At 64.2% G+C, this 19,831-nt stretch carries 14 protein-coding genes; 7 read left to right on the top strand and 7 right to left on the bottom strand.

Features of this window, described 5'->3' with window-relative positions; all coding sequences use genetic code 11:
* The first annotated feature begins 66 nt into the window (after positions 1 to 66).
* Positions 67 to 1,176 (top strand): polyprenyl synthetase family protein, encoded by a 1,110-nt coding sequence (locus Q0877_RS00220; protein WP_299164971.1) that lies wholly within the window; start codon positions 67 to 69, stop codon positions 1,174 to 1,176.
* Between the two features lie 8 nt (positions 1,177 to 1,184).
* Here the strand turns inward: Q0877_RS00220 and Q0877_RS00215 are convergent, their stop codons facing one another.
* Positions 1,185 to 1,538 (bottom strand): Rv2175c family DNA-binding protein, encoded by a 354-nt coding sequence (locus Q0877_RS00215; protein ID WP_299164970.1) that lies wholly within the window; start codon positions 1,536 to 1,538, stop codon positions 1,185 to 1,187.
* A gap of 270 nt (positions 1,539 to 1,808) precedes the next feature.
* On the opposite strand from Q0877_RS00215, the gene Q0877_RS00210 reads away from it, so the two are divergent.
* Positions 1,809 to 3,173: a LysM peptidoglycan-binding domain-containing protein gene (locus Q0877_RS00210; protein WP_299164969.1), complete on the top strand. Its 1,365-nt coding sequence runs from the start codon at positions 1,809 to 1,811 to the stop codon at positions 3,171 to 3,173.
* Between the two features lie 93 nt (positions 3,174 to 3,266).
* Positions 3,267 to 5,378 carry a Stk1 family PASTA domain-containing Ser/Thr kinase gene (pknB, locus tag Q0877_RS00205; protein ID WP_299164968.1) on the top strand — a complete coding sequence of 704 codons (2,112 nt, stop codon included), beginning with the start codon at positions 3,267 to 3,269 and terminating at the stop codon, positions 5,376 to 5,378.
* 66 nt (positions 5,379 to 5,444) lie between these two features.
* Here the strand turns inward: pknB and Q0877_RS00200 are convergent, their stop codons facing one another.
* Both Q0877_RS00200 and Q0877_RS00195 read right to left on the bottom strand, forming a co-directional pair.
* Complete coding sequence (locus tag Q0877_RS00200; RefSeq protein ID WP_299164966.1) at positions 5,445 to 6,815, bottom strand: class II 3-deoxy-7-phosphoheptulonate synthase; 1,371 nt, start codon at positions 6,813 to 6,815, stop codon at positions 5,445 to 5,447.
* A 67-nt stretch (positions 6,816 to 6,882) separates the two neighbouring features.
* Entirely contained in the window at positions 6,883 to 7,851 is a 969-nt protein-coding gene (locus Q0877_RS00195; protein ID WP_299164965.1) for a 1-acyl-sn-glycerol-3-phosphate acyltransferase, read from the bottom strand.
* A 153-nt stretch (positions 7,852 to 8,004) separates the two neighbouring features.
* Here Q0877_RS00195 and Q0877_RS00190 point away from each other — a divergent pair, with 153 nt between their 5' ends.
* Positions 8,005 to 8,769, top strand: coding sequence for a carboxylesterase (locus tag Q0877_RS00190; RefSeq protein WP_299164964.1), 765 nt, complete (start codon positions 8,005 to 8,007; stop codon positions 8,767 to 8,769).
* The gene (locus Q0877_RS00185; protein WP_299164962.1) at positions 8,766 to 9,224 is read left to right on the top strand and encodes a hypothetical protein; all 459 of its coding nucleotides are present in this window, start codon (positions 8,766 to 8,768) and stop codon (positions 9,222 to 9,224) included. The genes Q0877_RS00190 and Q0877_RS00185 overlap by 4 nt, the downstream gene beginning before the upstream one ends.
* Here the strand turns inward: Q0877_RS00185 and Q0877_RS00180 are convergent.
* Positions 9,221 to 10,441: an ROK family glucokinase gene (locus Q0877_RS00180; RefSeq protein ID WP_299164960.1), complete on the bottom strand. Its 1,221-nt coding sequence runs from the start codon at positions 10,439 to 10,441 to the stop codon at positions 9,221 to 9,223. The genes Q0877_RS00185 and Q0877_RS00180 overlap by 4 nt on opposite strands.
* A gap of 80 nt (positions 10,442 to 10,521) precedes the next feature.
* Between Q0877_RS00180 and Q0877_RS00175 the strand changes: the two genes are divergently transcribed.
* Positions 10,522 to 12,342 carry a long-chain fatty acid--CoA ligase gene (locus tag Q0877_RS00175; protein ID WP_299164959.1) on the top strand — a complete coding sequence of 607 codons (1,821 nt, stop codon included), beginning with the start codon at positions 10,522 to 10,524 and terminating at the stop codon, positions 12,340 to 12,342.
* Positions 12,343 to 12,411: 69 nt separating this feature from the next.
* Here the strand turns inward: Q0877_RS00175 and Q0877_RS00170 are convergent, their stop codons facing one another.
* From Q0877_RS00170 to Q0877_RS00160, 3 genes are all read right to left on the bottom strand, one after another.
* On the bottom strand, positions 12,412 to 13,824 hold the full coding sequence (locus Q0877_RS00170) for a mycothione reductase (protein ID WP_299164958.1): 1,413 nt from the start codon (positions 13,822 to 13,824) through the stop codon (positions 12,412 to 12,414).
* Between the two features lie 3 nt (positions 13,825 to 13,827).
* Positions 13,828 to 15,267 (bottom strand): hypothetical protein, encoded by a 1,440-nt coding sequence (locus Q0877_RS00165; RefSeq protein WP_299164957.1) that lies wholly within the window; start codon positions 15,265 to 15,267, stop codon positions 13,828 to 13,830.
* A 74-nt stretch (positions 15,268 to 15,341) separates the two neighbouring features.
* Entirely contained in the window at positions 15,342 to 18,755 is a 3,414-nt protein-coding gene (locus Q0877_RS00160; RefSeq protein ID WP_299164956.1) for a pyruvate carboxylase, read from the bottom strand.
* 232 nt (positions 18,756 to 18,987) lie between these two features.
* Between Q0877_RS00160 and Q0877_RS00155 the strand changes: the two genes are divergently transcribed.
* Positions 18,988 to 19,815: a ParA family protein gene (locus Q0877_RS00155; protein WP_299164955.1), complete on the top strand. Its 828-nt coding sequence runs from the start codon at positions 18,988 to 18,990 to the stop codon at positions 19,813 to 19,815.
* The last annotated feature ends 16 nt before the right edge of the window (positions 19,816 to 19,831 follow it).

Here is a 19,831-nt window from a genome sequence, read left to right as displayed (position 1 = left end):
TCAGCCGGATGGCTGCACACCTTGCCGGCCCGGCCGGGCGGCGCCATGAGCGCCTAGACTTGCCCTATGACTGACGGTATTGCTGCTCCCTCGACCCCCGCACAGGACGAGCAGGACCGGTTCCGGAAGTCCCTGGATGCAGCGACTTCCAGCTTTTTCTCCGCCCAGCGCACCATCCTCGAATCCGTCTCGACGGACAGCACAATCCTCATCGACGCGATACAACGCCTGGCGGCCGGAGGCAAGAAGATGCGTCCGCTGCTCTGCTACTGGGGCTGGCGGGGTGCCGGCGGCGCAGCCGATGACGCCGGCGTCGTCACTGCGGGCATGTCACTGGAGCTGTTCCAGGCAGCCGCCCTGGTCCATGACGACATTATCGACCGCTCCCATCTGAGGCGTGGTGCGCCGAGCGTGCACAAACAATTCGAGAAGCGTCACGACGACGGGGCGTGGCACCTGGATGCGGGACACTTCGGAACAGGCGCTGCCATTCTTGCCGGAGACCTGTGCCTGTCGCTGAGCGAAGAAGCATTCGCTTCCGTTTCCGGAGCACCGGACAGGACCGCTCGTGCGCGCGCGATCTTCAACAGGATGCGCACGGAAGTCATGGCCGGACAGTATCTCGACCTGCTGGAGGAAGCGGTGGGACCGGATCGGGAGCCAGGTGTTGCGGCGCAGCGCGCGCTGAGCATCGTACGGTTCAAGTCCGCCAAGTACTCCACCGAGCACCCGCTGTGCATCGGTGGTGCTCTCGCTGGGGCGTCGCCGTTGCTGCTTGCGGGGTATTCGGCCTTTGCGCTTCCGTTGGGAGAGGCTTTCCAACTGAGGGATGACCTTCTGGGGGTCTACGGCGATCCCGCGCTTACCGGCAAGCCCGCAGGAGATGACCTGCGGGAGGGAAAGCGAACGGTGCTGATTGCCCTGGCACTGCAGTCGGGCAGCGCAGAGCAGAACAGGCAGCTCAATGCCGGCCTTGGCCGCGACGGCCTAAGCCAGGACGATGTCCTGCACCTTCAAAGCATCATCGATGCGTCGGGGGCCCGGGAAGAGGTCGAAGCGCTGATTTCGGAACGTGCCCGATCAAGTTATGCAGCGCTGGAAGCACTCCCGCTGGACCAACTGTGCAGGGACGCTCTCTCCTCGCTGGCTGATGCAGCGATCACGCGGGTGTCCTGAGAGCAGGGCTACCAGGCCATAGCCTGCGCACGACGACGGATCTCGGTCTTGCGTCCCGCCTTCAGGGCGTCAATGGGCCGGCCAGGCAGTGACTCGTCCTCTGTGAAAAGCCAACGGATGATTTCCTCATCCGAGAATCCGGAGTCGCCCAGGACAACAACCGTGCCCTTGAGGCTCTCAAGCACGTGCCCTTCCGATATGAACTCGGCCGGTACCGACCGGATTTTCCGGTCAGTGACACGCACCGACACCAGGGACCGCTCATTGATGAGGCTGTGTACCTTCGTGATGGACAGATCGAGCGCTTCCGCGACGTCGGGCAGGGCGAGCCAGTCGCCCACAAGGTTCTCCAGTGTATTCACGCCTTAAGCGTGCCATGCCTGAGTGCCCGGCTCCACCTGGAGGCCGACCTGGTGCACTTGACACGCGACACACCAAACCTGCGCAAATACTGAGCCTTTTCCGGCTGTTGTGGTAGACGACTCATGGTGTAGATTCTCATAAGTCACACAAGCAACACTAACAACTTGTGTATCAACTGCACCATGGGGTTCGGGGAATTACGGCGGCATCGGCTGGCGCTCCTTGCCCTGCCACGCGGGCCAGCCCGCCAACATAGATGAGGACAGACCATGACCGCCCAGCGCCCTTCATCGCCGCTGAACGTGCCAGCCGCCTGCACTACGCCTTTCAAGAACCGCGGAATAGGTATCGCGGTTACCTCCGCTGCCATCCCCGCCGTCGTCCTTTCCTCTGTTGCCCTCGCGGCACCGGCGGCTGCGGTCCCGGCGTCCAGCAACATCGCCTACCAGCCGTTGAAGACGATCCCGGCTACTGCCGGTTCCGTCTCCGCCGTCATCCCCGCTGCCCTCGTGGCAACCCAGGTACCGCGGATGGCTCCCATGCAGAACGCACCCACGACGTATGTTGTTCGCGCAGGAGACACGATCAGCGGAATCGCCGCCCGCCACGGGCTGGACATGCACGCCGTCCTCAAAGCCAACGGGCTGACAGTCAACTCGATCATCCACCCGGGAAAGAAGATCAAGCTCGCCGGTTCAGCGGAAGCGCCGGCACCGGCCAAGCAGGACGCCCCCGCCAAAGAGTCGTCGGAAACCTATACGGTGAAGTCAGGCGACACCCTCGGAGCGATTGCCGCACGACACGGCGTCAGCCTTTCCTCGGTGCTGAAGGCAAACGGTCTGTCGATGACCTCCATCATCCACCCGGGCCAGAAGATCAAGCTGGCCGGCGGCTCGAGCGTAGCCGTCCAGACAAGCCCGAAGCCTGCAGCGCCGCAGCCCGCCGCACCGAAGCCCGCCTCGTCGAGCGGCGGCACCTACACCATCAAGGCCGGCGATACCCTGGGCGCCATCGCGGCAAAGCATGGCATCAGCCTGAGTGCACTGCTCTCGGCCAACAATCTCAGTGCCACCACGATCATCTATCCCGGCAAGAAGCTCACCCTCCCCGGTGCATCGAAGGCCACGCCGGAACAGAAGCCGGCTGATCTCGTCCCGTCGACCTTCCTCCACTACACCTACCCGGATGCCGTGGTGGCTGAAGCCAACAAGAACAAGCACACTCTGAACGGATTGCCGGCGCCCTCGCAGGCACAGATGCAGGCGATTGTCGCTGACACAGCACGCAGTATGGGAGTGGATCCGAGCCTGGCCCTGGCCTTCTCCTACCAGGAATCGGGATTCAATCAGCGCGCGGTCTCCCCGGCGAATGCGATCGGCGCCATGCAGGTCATTCCGATGTCCGGCGAATGGGCCTCCGACCTTGTCGGACGAAAGCTGAATCTGCTCGATCCCCATGACAACGCCACCGCCGGCGTGGCGATCATCAAGGCACTCATTCGTAGCAGCCCCAACCTGGACACGGCGATCGCCTCCTACTATCAGGGCCAGTACTCCGTGAAGACGCATGGCATGTTTGCCGACACCAAGAACTACGTCGCGGCGATCAAGGCGCACCAGAAGAGCTTCCGCTAGGAAGCCTTCCCCTCGCACGCCCGAACAGCGGCCGATGCCCCACCGACCTGTGTTGGTACGGGCGCCGGCCGCTGTTTCACTTACTATCGAAGGGTGCGGGAGCGGCCGAAGGACTCACTGGTGGACACCATCGTCGACGGACGTTATCACGTTCGATCGAGGCTGGCGCGAGGTGGAATGTCGACCGTCTACCTTGCTACCGACCAGCGCCTGGAACGTTCCGTGGCGCTCAAAGTGCTTTACCCGCACCTTGCCGAGGACCAGCGTTTCCTTGAGCGGTTCGAGCGTGAGGCCAAGTCCGCGGCCAGGCTTTCGCATCCGCATGTTGTCGGAGTGCTGGACCAGGGAGTGGAGGATGGTCCCGGGCACAGTGTCGCCTATCTGGTCATGGAGTATGTGCCCGGCAAAACCCTTCGGGATCTCCTGAGGGAACGCGGTCGCCTGACGCCGCGGCAGGCGCTCGCCATGCTGGATCCGGTGATTGAGGGGCTTGGCGCTGCGCATGACGCCGGGCTCATCCACCGGGACGTCAAGCCGGAAAATGTGCTGCTCGCCGAACGCGGTGGGATCAAGATTGCCGATTTCGGCCTTGCCCGCGCCGTATCCGCAGCCACCAGCACCGGAACGCTCGTGGGTACGGCGGCCTACCTCCCTCCGGAACTGGTGACGAACGATGCCGCGGACGCGCGCAGTGATATCTACTCTGCCGGCATCATGCTGTTCGAACTCCTTACAGGGGTACAGCCATATACAGGTGAAGCCCCCATTCAGGTTGCGTTCCAGCACGTGAACTCGAGGGTGCCGGCGCCCTCCAGCCTCGTGCCCGGGCTGGCCGAAGACCTCGACGAACTGGTGCTCTGGTGCACCGCCGTCGATCCCGAGAAGCGTCCCATTGACGGTAACGCGCTCCTTGGCGAGCTGCGCCACGTCCGCACAACCCTGAGCGACGAGGAACTCGACTTCGGCAGCGACCGACAGCACATCCCGGCGGCGCGTAACGATACTGCCACAGAGTCGATTAGCGACGACGGCGGCCGCACCGAAATCATCGGCACAGCTTCCCCGGCCACGACGGCGGTGGGATCCCAGCCGACTTCCACGGAGATCATCGGAGGTCAAGAGTTCCCCACCACGGTGTTCGGGAACGGTTCAAACGACACTACTGTCCTGGGTTCCACCCCTGTGGCGGGATCGGTGCCGGAGCGTCAACTGGACGCTGCCGCCCGCGAAAAGCTCGCGGCCAGGGATTTTAAGGCGTACCGGAAGGAGCAGGCGAAGGCGGCGCAGCGCCCGGAGAAAACGTTGCGGCCGGGTAATGGCCGGCGCCGAAGTGCCCTGTTCATCCTTCTGTTGGCGTTGCTTGCCGTGCTGGCCGCAGTGGCCGGCTGGTTCTTCGGTGTGGGACCGGGCGCGCTGGTGGCAGTTCCGGATGTCTCAAGCCGATCAGTCAGCGCCGCGCAGGCCCTTCTTACACAGGCAGGATTGTCCTCGAGCGCAGAACAGGTGTATTCGGATTCCATCGCCGAGGGACTTGTGATCGCCAGCGAGCCGCAAGCCTCCGCAACGGTTCGGCCGTGGGAAGAGATTGAGCTTCTCGTGTCGCTGGGACCCGAGCTCTTTGCTGTGCCCGAGGTAGGCGGTCTGGCGGAGGCAACAGCAGCGGCAACTCTCGTGGCAGCCGGGTTCGAGGTCGGAGAAGTCACGCGCCAGTTCAGCGGTACCGTCGCCGATGGTGAGGTCATTGCCACAGCGCCGGCACCGGGAGAACAAGTTCCGACCGGTACGGCGATCGGCCTGGTGGTTTCCCAGGGCCCTGAACCTGTTACAGTCCCTACGGTCGTTGGCCTGCCGGAGGACGAAGCTGCGAGGGTACTGGGAGATGCCGGCCTAACGGTCGCCATGGCACCTGAGCCCGTCAACGACGTCGGCGTTCCGGCGGGGTCGGTCCTCTCGCAGATTCCGGCAGATGGACAGCTGCGCCCCGGCGCGACAGTGACGTTGACGCTGTCCGCGGGACCCCGAATTCTTCCCGTACCCGACGTATTCTCCGACCGCGAGGCAGACGCCATTGCGACACTGGAAGAGGCCGGGTTCGTGGTTGAAGTGAACTATGCGTTCGGCCGCGCGGTGCTCGGTCTCGTGGCTGGACAGGACCTCACGGGAGAACATCCCGAAGGTTCAACGGTTACCATCACCGTGACCTGACCAGCGACCGGGCACAAAGCGGCAAATCGGTCCGCGCGTCTGTCGACCCGACGCGCGGACCCATTTTCAGCGCCGGGAAAGTGCACCCGCCACGAGGAAGGCCATCTCGAGGGACTGCATGTGGTTCAGGCGCGGGTCGCAGACCGACTCATAACGGTCCAGGAAGGCTTCCTGGTCGATGGGGTCTGCTCCCCCGAGACACTCGGCGACGTCGTCACCGGTCATCTCGACGTGGAGCCCGCCGGGGAAGGTACCAAGCTCGTTGTGCACCTCGAAGAATCCGCGCACTTCATCCATGACGTCGTCGAAGTTGCGGGTCTTGTACCCGTTAGGCGAGGTGACGGTATTGCCGTGCATTGGATCAGTGACCCAGAGAACCTGCGCACCGGAATCTGTGACCTTTGACACGAGATTTGGCAGTTTCTCGCGGATGTTCTTCGCGCCCATGCGGGTGATGAACGTCAGGCGGCCTGGCTCCCGGTCGGGATCCAGCTTGTCAATGAGCGCCAGGGCATCATCCGGCGAGGTACACGGGCCGAGCTTCACGCCGATCGGGTTGCGCACCCTTGACAGGAAATCGATGTGCGCACCGTCGATGTCGCGGGTGCGCTCCCCGATCCAGAGGAAGTGCGCGGAGGTGTCATAGGGCAGCCCGGTGCGGGAATCCGTACGGGTCAGCGCCCGCTCGTATTCCAGCAGCAGCGCCTCGTGGCTGGCAAAGAATTCGACACGGGTCAGCGCGTCGAAATCAGCACCGCAGGCTTCCATGAAACGCACCGCGCGATCGATCTCCCGCGCGAGCGATTCGTAGCGCGAGTGCGCCGGATTGGCTGTGAAACCCTTGTTCCAATGATGGACAAGGCGCAGGTCTGCGAAACCGCCCTGGGTGAAAGCGCGGATGAGATTGAGCGTCGACGCCGAGGTGTGGTAGGCGCGTACCATCCGGGAGGCGTCGTGTCCGCGGCTCTCCGGGGTGAACTCGTATCCGTTCACCATGTCGCCGCGGTAAGCGGGAAGCGTCACTCCCTCGCGGGTTTCATCGTTCGATGAACGCGGCTTCGCGAACTGGCCCGCCATACGCCCCATCTTAATCACCGGCAGCGAAGCGCCGTAGGTGAGTACCACAGCCATCTGGAGGATGGTTTTGACGCGGGCGCTGATTCTGTCAGCGGTGGCACCGTCGAACGTTTCCGCACAGTCGCCTCCCTGCAGCAGGAACGCCTTGCCCTGTGCAGCGGCCGCCAACCGCTCCCGCAGCACATCAACCTCTCCTGCGAAGACGAGCGGCGGCAGTGTGGAAAGTTCCTCGAGCGAAGTCCGGTGCACCGCGGCATCCTGCCAGCTGGGCTGCTGCGAAATTGTCAACTCCCGCCATTTGTCCAGCCCATGGTCGGGTACTGCTGGGAGGGGCGCGGAGGTCACGGTTGTTTCGGTCACTGGTTAAGCCTAATGGCAACACCTGTCGGCGACGGACTCCGCCCGTCATCCAGCGAAGCCTGAATCGTCACATAGCCTGGCTGCTGGGACCGCCGTCGTGCTTCGCCCGCGTCCGTCGGGGGCGGGAAGGAGCAGTTGGCACCTCATCGCCCGATTCTTCGGTCTCGCGCCCGATAGTGCGGACTTCGCCCGGGAGCGGACTCTCGGTGCTGGGCGGCAGCGACGTGTCCGAGGACGGCGGAGGCACGCCTGCCGAGATCGGGTCTGCCGAAGGGGAACCCTCCAGTCGAACCGCTGCCTGGCGGGAGGGATCGGCGGGCCGCTCAGGATGCTTTCCCGCCTTCTTGCCGGTTTTTGCGCTGGCGAGGCGCTCCTTGACGCTGCTCGCGTAGACGTCGACATATTCCTGACCCGAAAGCCTCATCAGGGCGTACATGATTTCGTCCGTTACTGAGCGCTGGATGAAGCGGTCGTCGCTCATTCCGGCGTAGCGCCGGAAATCCATCGGCTCCCCCACAATGATGCCGATGCGGCGGATATTCGGTATGCGCCGCCCGATGGGCTGCACCTTGTCTGTGCCGATCATGGCGACCGGGATAACCGGCACCCCTGTCGCGAGGATCAGCTTGGCGACGCCGGTCTTGCCTCGATAAAGCCGGCCGTCAGGGCTGCGCGTGCCCTCAGGATAGATGCCCAGCAGCTGACCGGATTTCAGTATCTCTTCGCCCGCAGAGAGGGACGTCGCGGAAGCGGCGCCGCCGGAGCGGTCCATGGGCAGCTGGTTGGTCAGTCGGAAGAAGGCAGCGGTCAGCTTCCCTTTGAGGCCCTTGCCCGTGAAGTACTCGGATTTGGCGAGGAAGACCACCGGACGCGGTACCGCCAGCGGAAGGAAGATGGAATCCGAGAAGGACAGGTGGTTGCTCACAATCACAGCTGCACCGGATGCCGGAATGTTGTCCAGTCCCTTGACCCATGGCCTGAACAGGAGATTCACAAGCGGACCGATAAAGATCCGCTTCATGATCCAGTAGAACACTCTGCCAGCCTTCCTGCGTGGATGTTCCGATTATCTGGAAACAGGCAAAAACCATGCGTTCCGCAAACGGGCTTCTTGGAACACTACTCTACGGGCGATCGGTGTGTGGGATGTCACTGGCAGTACGCCGAGAGCGGTGACACCATTGAAATTATGACGGCCGATCCCGCACTCTCAGCGTTCTCTTCGAATGGTTCAGGCAGTAACGCACGTATCGGGGTTGTCCTCAGCCACGGCTTCACCGGTTCCCCCGCTAGCGTGATCGGATGGGCTCGCCATTTGGCGGAGCAGGGGTTCGCTGTGCGGCTTCCACTTCTTGCCGGCCATGGCACTACCTGGCAGGAACTGGCGGGGACGCCGTGGCAGCGATGGTACGAGGGCGTTGAAACCGCTTATCAGGAATTGACCCGGGAGACCGACGCGGTGGTGGTGGCAGGCCTGTCGATGGGCGGTGCCCTTGCCCTGAGGCTGGCCGCGCTTGAGCAGGTGGCCGGCGTCGTCGTTGTGAATCCCGGCCTCACTATCGCGGATCCGCGCGCGCGTTACGTAGCTGTACTGAAATACCTGCTGAAGTCGGTTCCCTCGATCGGTAACGACATTCGGAAAGAGGGCATGGACGAGCGTGCCTATGCGCGCACGCCCGTTGCGGCGGTCCATCAGCTCTCACAACTCTTTCGTGACACCACCGACCGGCTCCCCCAGGTCAGCGCTCCCACGCTGGTGTTCCGCTCCAATGTGGACAGAATTGTGCCTGAAAGCAGCCTCGAAGTTCTGCAGCAGCGCATCGGGAGCGCACACTTGGAGGTAATACGGTTGGAGAACAGCTACCACGTGGCCACCATGGACCACGATCAGGAGCTCATCTTCGAGCGCTCCACAGCATTTATCGAGCACGTGACGGCAGGTACCAGCGCATGAGTCCCCGAGCCCAGGACCCTAACGATTCCACCGACGACGCCGTCTGGCAGGACCTTGTGGCACGGTTGGAAGATACGCCGAGCAGTGAGATCCGCGCCCGGCAGGCTGCCGACCCTGTGCCCTCCGCAGAAGAGCGCGTGCGGGCCATCTTCGACGGTCAGCCCGGGCAGGCTCCTGCCGGACCCCGGGATTACGAGGCAGACGATCACGACGACGGCGGCACTTACCTGCCGCCGGAACCTCCGCCCCTTGGCGTGGGCGACCCCCTCGTGGTGCTGGCCTGGCTGGGTGCGGTCTGCGGACCGATTGCGCTGATGCTCATCGCGATGTTCTGGAGGTCAGCCTCGACCACAGTGATGCTGGGCATCGTCGCGATTTTCATTGCAAGCGTGACTTTCCTGATCTTCCGCCTTCCGAAGACCCGCGATTACGACGACGACGGCGCGGAAGTCTAGCCTCCGAGCCTTCCCGTCCGGCGCCGCTCACTGAAACGCTCCGGCTGCGCTGTGCCGTAGGGCCTGCCAAGCAGTGGCCGGTACCGGATACGCGAAAGGTCGGCCGCGCCGACCAGCCCTGCATCCGCCCCCAGCGCCGCCGAGGCGATGTTTGCCGCCGGCCGGAAGCCGCGTCCGGTCAGGTTGCGTTGGAATGCCCGCCGGGCCGGATCGATCAGGAGTTGACCGGCCGCGCCGAGTCCCCCGCCGATGACGAACGTACCCGGGTCCAGCGCGGCCGCGAGGTTCGCGAGGCCGAGCCCAAGCCATTGGCCGACGTCGTCAATCAGCTCCCGGCACACCGGGTCACCCTGCAGCGCGAGGCGGGTGACCACCGTCCCCGTGATGGCGTCGACGTCGCCATCCACCTCCTGCAGCAGGGTCTGCGCCACCGGGGAGTTCGCCCTCGCCAGCTCCCGTGCCTCGCGGCCAAGCGCATTGCCCGAGGCATACTGCTCCCAGCAGCCGCGGTTGCCGCACTCACAGCGGTGCCCGTTCGGAACCAGGATCTGGTGACCGAACTCCCCCGCTACCCCATGACGGCCGCGCTCCAGCACGCCGTCCATGATCATCGCGCCGCCGATTCCGGTTCCAAGCGTTATGAGGACCAGCCGCGGCTCCCCGCGCCCTGTTCCAAAACGCCATTCGGCCCAGGCGGCAGCATCAGCATCGTTGAGGACGGTAACGCGACGGCGCAGGGCCTTCTCGAGGTTCGTCCTGATGGGCTCGTTGCGCCAGGCAAGGTGAGGACTGAACAGCACGGTTCCATTGGTCAGATCCATCCACCCGGCGGCGCCGATGCCCACAGATCGGATGCGGCGTCCGCGTCCCAGCTCACGTACGAGGTCCACGATGACCGCTTCAACGGCACGTGGGTCCTGGCCGGGGGTTTCCCTTCGCGCGGAGGCGATGATGCTGCCGTAGGGATCGACGACGCCGGCAGCCACTTTTGTGCCACCGATGTCTATCCCGATCGCGAGACCCCGGGCGCGTATGGGCCTGGCCTTCGAGCCCGAGCTTGCAGCGCCGCGGAGCGGCCGGCGGGTGCCCGGCGGATGGCGTATACCGCCCGCCGGCGCGCCCTCTTCGGGTTCCACCTGCATGGGTGCCGGCCTCCCGCCGTCGTTCTGGAACTGCGCCGCCCTGAGGCAACGGTTCACCGTTACCGTTTTGTACATTACTTGAGAGTAAGAGCTGCCGGAAAAGCTATAGGCTAGGGACGTCTCACAGCATGTGACGAAGATCAAAGGAGATTCCCGTGCGCGAATTCAGCGTTCCGGTCAAAGTGCAGGTCCCGCGGGACAACAACACCACCCACCTGGTGGTCAAGCAGGCCGAAAAGGCCAGCAATCCTGCCCTTTTTGCCACCAAGGATGCCTCCGGGCAGTGGTCCGATATCCGCGCGACGGATTTCCTCGCCGATGTCCGCAGGATCGCCAAGGGTTTGATGGCTTCAGGCGTGGGAGCCGGCGACCGCGTAGCGATCATGGCGCGCACACGCTATGAGTGGGCGCTGGTCGACTTTGCTGTCTGGTTTGCAGGCGCGGTATCCGTTCCCATCTATGAAACCTCCTCCCCATCCCAGGTTGCCTGGATTCTCGGCGACTCGGGCGCTGTCGTTGCCTTCGTTGAATCCGCCCGGCACGAGAATGTGGTCCGCCAGGCTGTCTCCTCGGAGAACCTCGATTTCTTCCGCGACGCCTGGCAGTTCGACGGCGGTGGGCTAGACGCACTGCGGGAGGCCGGAACCGGCATCGAAGACGCAGCGCTCGAGGAGCGCCGTTTGATCGCAGGCCTGCATGATGTGGCAACCATCATCTACACCTCGGGGACAACCGGGAAGCCGAAAGGCTGCGAACTGACCCATGGCAACTTCGTCGAACTGTCGGAAAACGCCGCGGCTGCACTGCCCGAAGTGGCGCATGAGGGTGCACAGACCATCATGTTCCTCCCCCTGGCGCATGTCTTCGCGCGCTTCATCTCCGTGCTTTGCGTCGCAGCAGGCGCCACTGTAGCGCACACCCCGGATGTGAAGAACCTGCTTCCGGATCTGCAGAGTTACAAGCCGACCTTTATTCTTGCCGTACCGCGCGTTTTCGAGAAGGTCTACAACAACTCGATGCTCAAGGCCGAAGACAACGGCAAGGGGAAAATCTTCCATGCCGGTGCCGACGTGGCAATCGCCTGGTCCAAGGCTGAGCAGGCCGGCAAGGTGGGTCTCGGCTTGAAGGTGAAGCACGCCATCTTCGACAAGCTGCTCTACGGCAAGATCCGGACAGCCATGGGAGGCAGGGTGCAGCACGCCGTGTCCGGCGGCGCACCTCTGGGCGACCGCCTGGGTCACTTCTTCCATGGCATTGGCCTGATGGTGCTCGAGGGGTACGGGTTGACCGAAACCACCGCACCGATTTCTGTGAGCACGCCGCAGAGAATCAAGATCGGCACCGTGGGTGCGCCGCTGCCCGGCAATGCAGTCAAGATCGCTGACGACGGCGAGATCCTCGCCAAGGGTGTGTGTGTGCTGAAGGGCTACTTCAAGCGCCCCGATCTCACTGAGGAAGCCTTCACTGACGGCTGGTTCCACACCGGCGACATTGGTCAGCTGGACGAGGACGGCTTCCTGAGCATCACCGGCCGCAAGAAGGAAATCATCGTAACGGCCAGCGGCAAGAACGTCATTCCGGCACAGCTGGAGGACACCATCCGCGCGAACGCCCTCGTGTCCCAGTGCGTTGTCGTCGGGGACCAACGGCCGTTCATCTCGGCGCTGATCACCCTGGATGAGGAAGCGCTACCCGGCTGGCTCGAGCGGCATGACCTTCCCGCGGCCACCACGATGGCCGAAGCGGCCCGTCACCCGGCGGTCCAGGCCGAAATCCAGGCACTGGTGGATTCAGCGAACGAGTCGGTCTCCCAGGCGGAGGCGATCAAGGTCTTCCGCGTCGTCGAGCGGGACTTCACAGAGGCAAGCGGGCATCTGACGCCGTCCATGAAGATCAAGCGCGCACAGGTGCTTTCGGACTACTCCACCGTGGTCGAGGAGATTTATTCACAGCCTCGCGTGCAACAGGCCGGCTAAGCAACGGGTTTCCGCCGCGGGTCCCGCGTCCGGGATCAAGGGTCCGGATTCAAGATCAGGTGTTCGGAATCAGGTGGAGGGCGCCTTCAGCGAGAGCAGGGCGTTCTCCACCACCTCGCTGAGTGCAGGGTGGATCCAGTATTGGCCGCGCGCCATGGTGAACGCATCCAGCCCGAAGTGCATGGCCTGAATGATTGGCTGGATCAGGTTGGAGGCTTCGTGCCCCATGATGTGGGCGCCGAGAATAATCCCGCTGTCTTCCTCCGCGATAACTTTCACCATCCCGGTGGTGTCCTCCATGGCCCAGCCGTACGCCGTTGAGCCGTATTGCTGGACCGCTACTGCAACGCGTGAACCGGTCTTTTCCGCTCGTTCCAGCGCCTGTTCCTCCGTCAGGCCGACCGTCGCGATCTGCGGCCGGGTAAAGACAGCCGCGGGGACATAGCGGTGGTCGCTGGCGTGCAGTTCGTCCGGGTGAAGCAGATTGTGGGAAACGACGCGGGCTTCATGATTGGCAACGTGCTTGAGCTGGAAAGGGCTCGAGATATCTCCAAGCGCCCACACGCCCGGTACCGGCTCGCCTTTCCGCAACACCCGCTGGAAAGCATCAACCGCAACCCTGCCGTCGTCGGTCAAATCAAACCCGGCCGCAGCCGCGCCCACACGGTCGCTGTTCGGCATTCGTCCGGTCGCAACGAGAACGACGTCGGCTCTCACCTGCAGCTGCGTTCCATCTGGCCCGGCCAGGGCGGCGGTGACCGAGCCGTCGGCGTTGCTGTCCAGTCTGCTCACCTGGTGTTCGGTCAGCACGTTCCACTGCGACCGCGCGCTCTCGGTGAAGCGTTCGGACACAGTGTCGTCCAGGGACCGCAGCATCTGGCCCGACCGCACGGCAAGAGTGACCTCGGTGCCTAACGAAGAGAAGATGTGCGCAAACTCAGCGGCAATGTAACCGCCGCCGATGATCAGCATCCGCCTGGGCTGTTCGCTCAGCCGCATGACGGTATCGGACGTGTGCACCTGCGGGAGGTCGAGTCCGGGGATATCCGGCACCACTGCGCGTGAGCCGGCCGCTATTACCACCTGATCGGCTGTAATTTCCGCGCCGGTTGTCGTGAGTAGGGTGCGGTCATCGCTGAAACGGACGTCGTCCTCGAAGAGGTCCACGCGCTCAAGCTCGTCCGCCCGGTACACCCGCCCCGCTTCGGAGATGCTGTCAATGCGGGTGAAGATGCGGTCCCGCAGTTCCGTCCAGCGTGTCCCGGTGTGCTGCAGGTCGACACCCAGCCGGCCGGCATCGTCGGCTGCGCGGGCAAGTTCCGCTGGGTGAACGAGCATCTTGGTTGGAATACAGCCCACATTCAGGCAAGTTCCGCCGAACGTCCCGCCCTCGATGATTGCGATCTTTTTGTCATCCCATTCGGGCGTGACGAGAGTGTTCCCGGAGCCCGAACCAATGATCGCGAGGTCGTAGTGCGTCACGGATCAGTGAAGCTGGTCGACGACGAGCGCAGCGAGCTCAACGACGGCGTCACGGGTTTTCGGCTGTAGCTTTGCGAGGTCCACCCGGGAACCTTCGGCGAGGTGCCGGTCATAAGGGATGCGCACCACGGTGCTGACCCGTGAACGGAAGTGTTCCTCGATCTCATTGACGTTGACCTCGGTGCGGTTCCCCGAAGACATATTGACGACAACGATCGCTTTCGCCACCAGATCATGCCGGCCGTGCGCTTCAAGCCAGGAGAGCGTCTCCGACGCGAGTCGCGCCTCGTCCACACTGCCTCCGGAAACGAGTACAACGGCGTCGGCTTTCTCCAGGGTGCCCTTCATAACGGAGTGCACCATGCCGGTGCCGGAGTCGGTGAGAACAATCGAGTAGTACCGGCCGAGAATGTCGGTGACGGCGCGGTAGTCAGCGTCATCGAAGGCCTGGGCGATGGCCGGGTCCGTGTCCGAAGCAAGAACGTGAAGCCGGGACCCTTCACGGGCCACGTAGCTGGACAGCTGCGCGAAGGAGTCCACCATGAACCGGTTCTGCACCAGCTGGCGGGCGGTGAAGTCGGCTTTGCCGGGTGAACGGTCCGAGAGGGTTCCACGATCGGGATTGGCGTCCATGGCGATGATCCGGTCCTCGCGGATGTCTGCCAGCGCCATCCCCAGCAGGGTGGTCACGGTTGTCTTGCCGACTCCGCCTTTGCGGGACAGGACCGGGACGTAGCGGGTCCGTTCCCCCAGCCGGACGCTCACCCGATGCTCAAGTGAGCGACGGATACGGACCGCGTCGGAATCGCCAAGGTTCAGGTAACCAAAGCTCGCCTTGTACAGCCACAGACGCCAGCCCCCGATGGGTGCGCGCTGCTGCGAAGTCAGGAGCCGATCCGCTGTCAGGGACGACGCCGGCTCAGGGCCTTCTTCCTTGACGCGGCGGGCGCTTCGGTCGGCAGCTGTCGGAGTCGATGTCTGCGGTGTCTGAGGTACCTCAGTCGAGCGGCCGGCTGAAGGCATCCAACCTCTCGCCTCCTCATCATCCGCGAGCCGGATGTCGCTGTCTGCCAGCGTGAGATCGGACGAGTCGGTGGGATGCTGGCCGGGGCGCTGACCGTTTGTGGCGGGCGTGACACCGATGTGCGGCAGGCGGTCCGGGAGCGGAGCCTGGACCACGGCAGGACCGGACAGATCGGCGCTGCCCGGCATACCGCCGTCGTCCTTCCCGTCAGCCTCGGAGCTCAGCGTGTACTCGCCGCCGACTTCCGGCGCCGCGTCCGGGTTCTCGGCTGCTGGTAACTCATCCGGCCCCGCCGGGGCGGCCCCGTTCGGGGAAACCTCAACGGCGGGCTGGCCGTGGGTGCTTACGGCCTCGCCGGACTCCTGCGGTGCTCCGCCCTCATCCGTGGACGATGCTGCCGGGTTCTTCTCGTTCGCCATGATTCCTCACGCTCGCATAACAACCGCAGCAGGTGCTGCAGGTGGATTCTGCATCACCTTAGCGCAGGCGCGCCTCAGGACGGGTCAATGACGAGGAGGAGGTCTCCGCCCTGTACCTGTCCGATGCCGCTGATGGCGAGGCGTTTGATGGTTCCTCCGACGGTGGTGGTGATGCCTGCTTCCATTTTCATCGCTTCGATGGTCGCAACGGTGTCACCGGCCTGGACCGTGTCGCCTTCTGCCACGCTGAGGGTGACGGCGCCCGCGAAGGGTGCGGCGACGTGCCCGGCCTGGGCGGGATCGGCTTTCTCTGCGGCTTTGACGTCGCTGTGGACGCTGCGGTCACGTACGACGACGGGACGCATTTGCCCGTTGAGGGTACACATGACGGTGCGCATGCCCTTTTCGTCGGCGTCGGAAACCGCTTCGAGGGTGGCGATGAGGCGCACGCCCTTCTCGAGTTCGATGACGTGCTCGCTCCCCTGCTGCAGGCCGTAGAGGTAGTCGCGGGTGTCCAGGACAGACACATCCCCGAAGGTTTCGCGGGTGGTCTGGAAGTCCTTGGTGGGCCCGGCGAACAGCAGCCGGTTCAGCGTGGCGCGGCGGGTAGCGGAATCACCGCCCAGGGCTTGCTGGTCCTCGGGTGCCAGATCCGCGTCGCGAACCTTGACGGTGCGGCCCTGCAGCGCTTTGGTGCGGAACGGCTCAGGCCAGCCTCCGGGCGGGTCGCCGAGCTCACCGCTGAGGAAACCGATCACCGAATCGGGAATGTCGTAGCTTTGCGGGTTCTCCTCGAACGCTGCCGGGTCCACGTTGGAGCCCACGAGCTGCAGTGCGAGATCCCCGACGACCTTGGAGGACGGAGTGACCTTCACCAGCCGGCCGAGCATCCGGTCAGCGGCGGTGTACATGTCCTCAACTGCTTCGAACCGCTCGCCGAGGCCGAGGGCGATGGCCTGCTGACGGAGGTTCGAGAGTTGTCCGCCCGGGATCTCGTGGCGGTAAACCCGGCCCGTGGGCCCGGGCAGGCCGGACTCGAACGGGGCGTAGACCCGCCGCACGGCTTCCCAGTACGGCTCGAGGGAGCTGACTGCTTCAAGGGACATACCCGTGTCACGTTCGGTGTGCGCAAGGGCCGCGACCAGGGCGGAGGCGGAGGGCTGGCTGGTGGTTCCGGCGAGGGAAGCGCTGGCGACGTCCACGGCGTCGACCCCGGCGTTGGAAGCCGCCAGCAGGGTGGCGAGCTGGCCGCCGGCGGTGTCATGCGTGTGCAGGTGGACCGGGAGATCGAACCGTTCACGCAAGGCGGTGACGAGTTTCGCCGCCGCTGCGGGGCGTAGCAGGCCTGCCATGTCCTTGATCGCGAGGATGTGGGCGCCGGCGTCGACGATGCGCTGCGCCAGGTCCAGATAGTAATCAAGGGTGTAAAGCGTCTCCGCAGGATCCAGCATGTCCGAGGTGTAGCACAGGGCGACTTCGGCAACGGCGGTGCCCGTTTCCCGGACTGCGCGGATCGCCGGTTCCATCTGCGAGACGTCGTTGAGGGCATCGAAGATCCGGAAGATATCGATCCCGGTCGCTGCCGCTTCCTGCACGAATGCCGCGGTGACCGCTTCGGGGTACGGGGTATAGCCGACGGTGTTGCGGCCACGCAGGAGCATCTGCAGACACACGTTCGGCAGCTCGGCACGCAGGGCGGCCAGCCGCTCCCACGGGTCCTCGCCCAGGAACCGCAGAGCCACGTCGTAGGTCGCTCCGCCCCAGGCCTCGACCGAGAGCAGTTCCGGCATCTTCGCCGAGACGGCCTTACCTGCCGCCACGAGATCACGGGTGCGTACCCGCGTGGCCAGCAGCGACTGGTGCGCGTCTCGGAACGTGGTGTCGGTAACCGCCAACGCCGTCTGGGCGCGCAGCTCCGCCGCGAAGCCCTCCGGCCCCAGCTCCTGAAGCCGCTGCCTACTGCCCGGCCGCTGCGCCGTGCCCTGCTCCGACTCGGAAATCTCCGGAAGTTTCTCCGCCGGGTCAAGCTCCACAGTCAGCTCACCATTGGGTTTGTTCACCGTGACATCGGCGAGCCAGTTCAGCAGCTTCGTGCCGCGGTCCGCGGACACCCGGGCGGTCAGCAGTTCCGGGCGTTCGTCGATGAACGAGGTGGCGACGTTGCCGGCGATGAAGTCCGGATCCTCCAGTACCGCCTGCAGGAATGAAATGTTGGTGGACACCCCGCGCACCCGGAACTCCGCCAACGCACGGCGCGCCCGGCGGACTGCGGACTCGTAGTCCCGGCCGCGGCAGGTGAGCTTGACCAGCATTGAGTCGAAGTGCGGGCTGATCTCAGCACCCGCATAGACGGTTCCGCCGTCCAGGCGTACGCCGGCTCCGCCTGCCGACCGGTACGCCGTGATCTTGCCGACGTCGGGACGGAAACCGTTCGCAGGGTCCTCAGTGGTGATGCGGGACTGCAGCGCGGCGCCCCGAAGCCGCACGGAGTCCTGCGACAGGCCAAGATCCGCCAGCGTCTCCCCCGCCGCGATGCGCAGCTGGGACTGGACCAGATCGACGTCGGTGACTTCCTCCGTGACCGTATGCTCGACCTGGATACGGGGATTCATCTCGATGAAGACATGCTGCCCGGCCCGCTCCCCGACGGTGTCGACGAGGAACTCCACCGTGCCCGCGTTGACGTAATTCAGAGCCTTCGCGAACGCCACAGCGTCGCGGTACAACGCCTGCCGGATGTTCTCATCCAGATTCGGTGCCGGCGCGATCTCAATGACCTTCTGATGACGGCGCTGCAGCGAGCAATCCCGCTCGAACAGGTGCATCACGTTGCCCTCGGCGTCCGCGAGGATCTGCACCTCAATGTGCCGCGGCCGCAGCACGGCCTGCTCAAGGAACATCGTCGGATCCCCGAACGCCGAATCCGCCTCACGCATCGCCGCTTCAAGTGCCGGGCGCAGGTCCTCACGACTATCAACCCGCCGCATACCGCGGCCACCGCCGCCTGCCACGGCCTTGGCGAAGATCGGGAAACCGATCTCATCAGCCGCCGCTACCAGCTCCTCCAGATCAGCGGAAGGCTGGGAGGACTTCAGGACCGGGATGCCCGCCTGGCGCGCCGCTTCCAGCGCACGGACCTTGTTTCCAGCCAGTTCCAACACATCAGCCGGCGGACCAACAAAGGTGATGCCGGCGTCGGCAGCTGCCCGTGCCAGGTTCGGGTTCTCCGAAAGGAAACCGTAGCCAGGATAAATGGCGTCGCAGCCAGCTTCCTTTGCAACCCGGACAATCTCGTCCACATCCAGATACGCGCGAACCGGGTGGCCTTCCTCACCGATGAGGTACGCCTCGTCAGCCTTCTGCCGGTGAATCGAATTCCGGTCCTCGTGCGGAAAAACCGCAACAGTCTTGGCGCCGGTTTCAAAACCCGCCCGAAATGCACGAATGGCGATTTCGCCACGGTTAGCTACCAGAATCTTCGAGAACATTGCTCTCCTGCGCTCTTGCGGGTTCGATGGAACGAGAACTTAGCGTGCCCAGCCTACATTTGGTCTTTCTGGTCACAGTAATTTGGCGTTCACGAGGCAGTAACTTCTCGTCTCGCTTCCCTCCGCCGAGCCGAGTTCGTTCGATCTATGGGTCCACCTATGATGAGTAGGTGTGCGGGCACTCAAAACCCTGCGATCCAAGGCCTCTCAACGTTAGGTATCGGTTCAACAAGTGCAAGTAGTGAGCATCAGCAGCCTCAAAGGTGGGGTCGGCAAGACCTCGGTCACCCTGGGACTGGCATCCGCGGCGTTGTCTGCCGGGATACCCACACTTGTTGTAGATCTCGATCCGCACGCAGACGCCACCACCGGGCTGGGCGTGCAGGCGAACGACCAGATTGATATCGGCCGCCTGCTGAAGAATGCCCGCCGGGGTGACCTTGCGGCCAACGTTGTGCCGAGCGGCTGGGTGGGTAACGCAGTCAAGCGAAGCCCCGCCAGTACTGCGCCGGTGCTCGATGTTGCGATGGGGTCCGCCTACTCGGGCATCTACGATCGCCCGGACCTTGGCAAGCGTGACCTGCGCCGCCTGGCCATGCTGCTGGAGCGGGTTGAGGGCTACCGGCTCGTTCTGGTCGATTGCCCGCCTTCCCTCAACGGGCTTACACGCATGGCGTGGACGGCGAGCAACCGGGTGCTGCTGGTTGCCGAGCCGGGCCTGTTCTCCGTTGCCGGCACCGAACGGACCATGCGCGCCATTGAACTTTTCAAGAATGAGTTCGCGCCGGACCTCGCGCCGGCGGGGATTGTGGCCAACCGCGTGCGCACCGGCTCAAATGAGCACAGCTTCAGGTTGAACGAGATGAAACAGATGTTCGGCGATCTATTGCTCAGCCCCACCATTTCGGAACAGGCGAACTGGCAGCAAATCCAGGGCGCCGCCCACGCCGTACATCATTGGCCGGGCGAGTCGGCAAAGCAGGCCGCGGGGTACTTCGACGATCTGCTGCGCGCCCTGCTCGATTCCGGTCGGATGCGCAACCGCGTGGCCCGCCGCTAGCTCTCGGGTGGCGCGA

Source organism: uncultured Arthrobacter sp., assembly GCF_947495145.1.
Lineage (GTDB): Bacteria > Actinomycetota > Actinomycetes > Actinomycetales > Micrococcaceae > Arthrobacter_D.
The sequence above is the reverse complement of the archived record's forward strand: the minus strand, read 5'-3'. Positions and strand labels throughout refer to the sequence as shown.

Excerpts from the sequence above, each read along its gene's own strand:
- Q0877_RS00220 (WP_299164971.1), top strand. The coding sequence starts at position 67 with ATGACTGACGGTATTGCTGCTCCCTCGACCCCCGCACAGGACGAGCAG.
- Q0877_RS00210 (WP_299164969.1), top strand. The coding sequence starts at position 1,809 with ATGACCGCCCAGCGCCCTTCATCGCCGCTGAACGTGCCAGCCGCCTGC.
- Q0877_RS00190 (WP_299164964.1), top strand. The coding sequence starts at position 8,005 with ATGACGGCCGATCCCGCACTCTCAGCGTTCTCTTCGAATGGTTCAGGC.
- Q0877_RS00185 (WP_299164962.1), top strand. The coding sequence starts at position 8,766 with ATGAGTCCCCGAGCCCAGGACCCTAACGATTCCACCGACGACGCCGTC.
- Q0877_RS00180 (WP_299164960.1), bottom strand. The coding sequence starts at position 10,441 with ATGTACAAAACGGTAACGGTGAACCGTTGCCTCAGGGCGGCGCAGTTC.
- Q0877_RS00165 (WP_299164957.1), bottom strand. The coding sequence starts at position 15,267 with ATGGCGAACGAGAAGAACCCGGCAGCATCGTCCACGGATGAGGGCGGA.
- Q0877_RS00160 (WP_299164956.1), bottom strand. The coding sequence starts at position 18,755 with ATGTTCTCGAAGATTCTGGTAGCTAACCGTGGCGAAATCGCCATTCGT.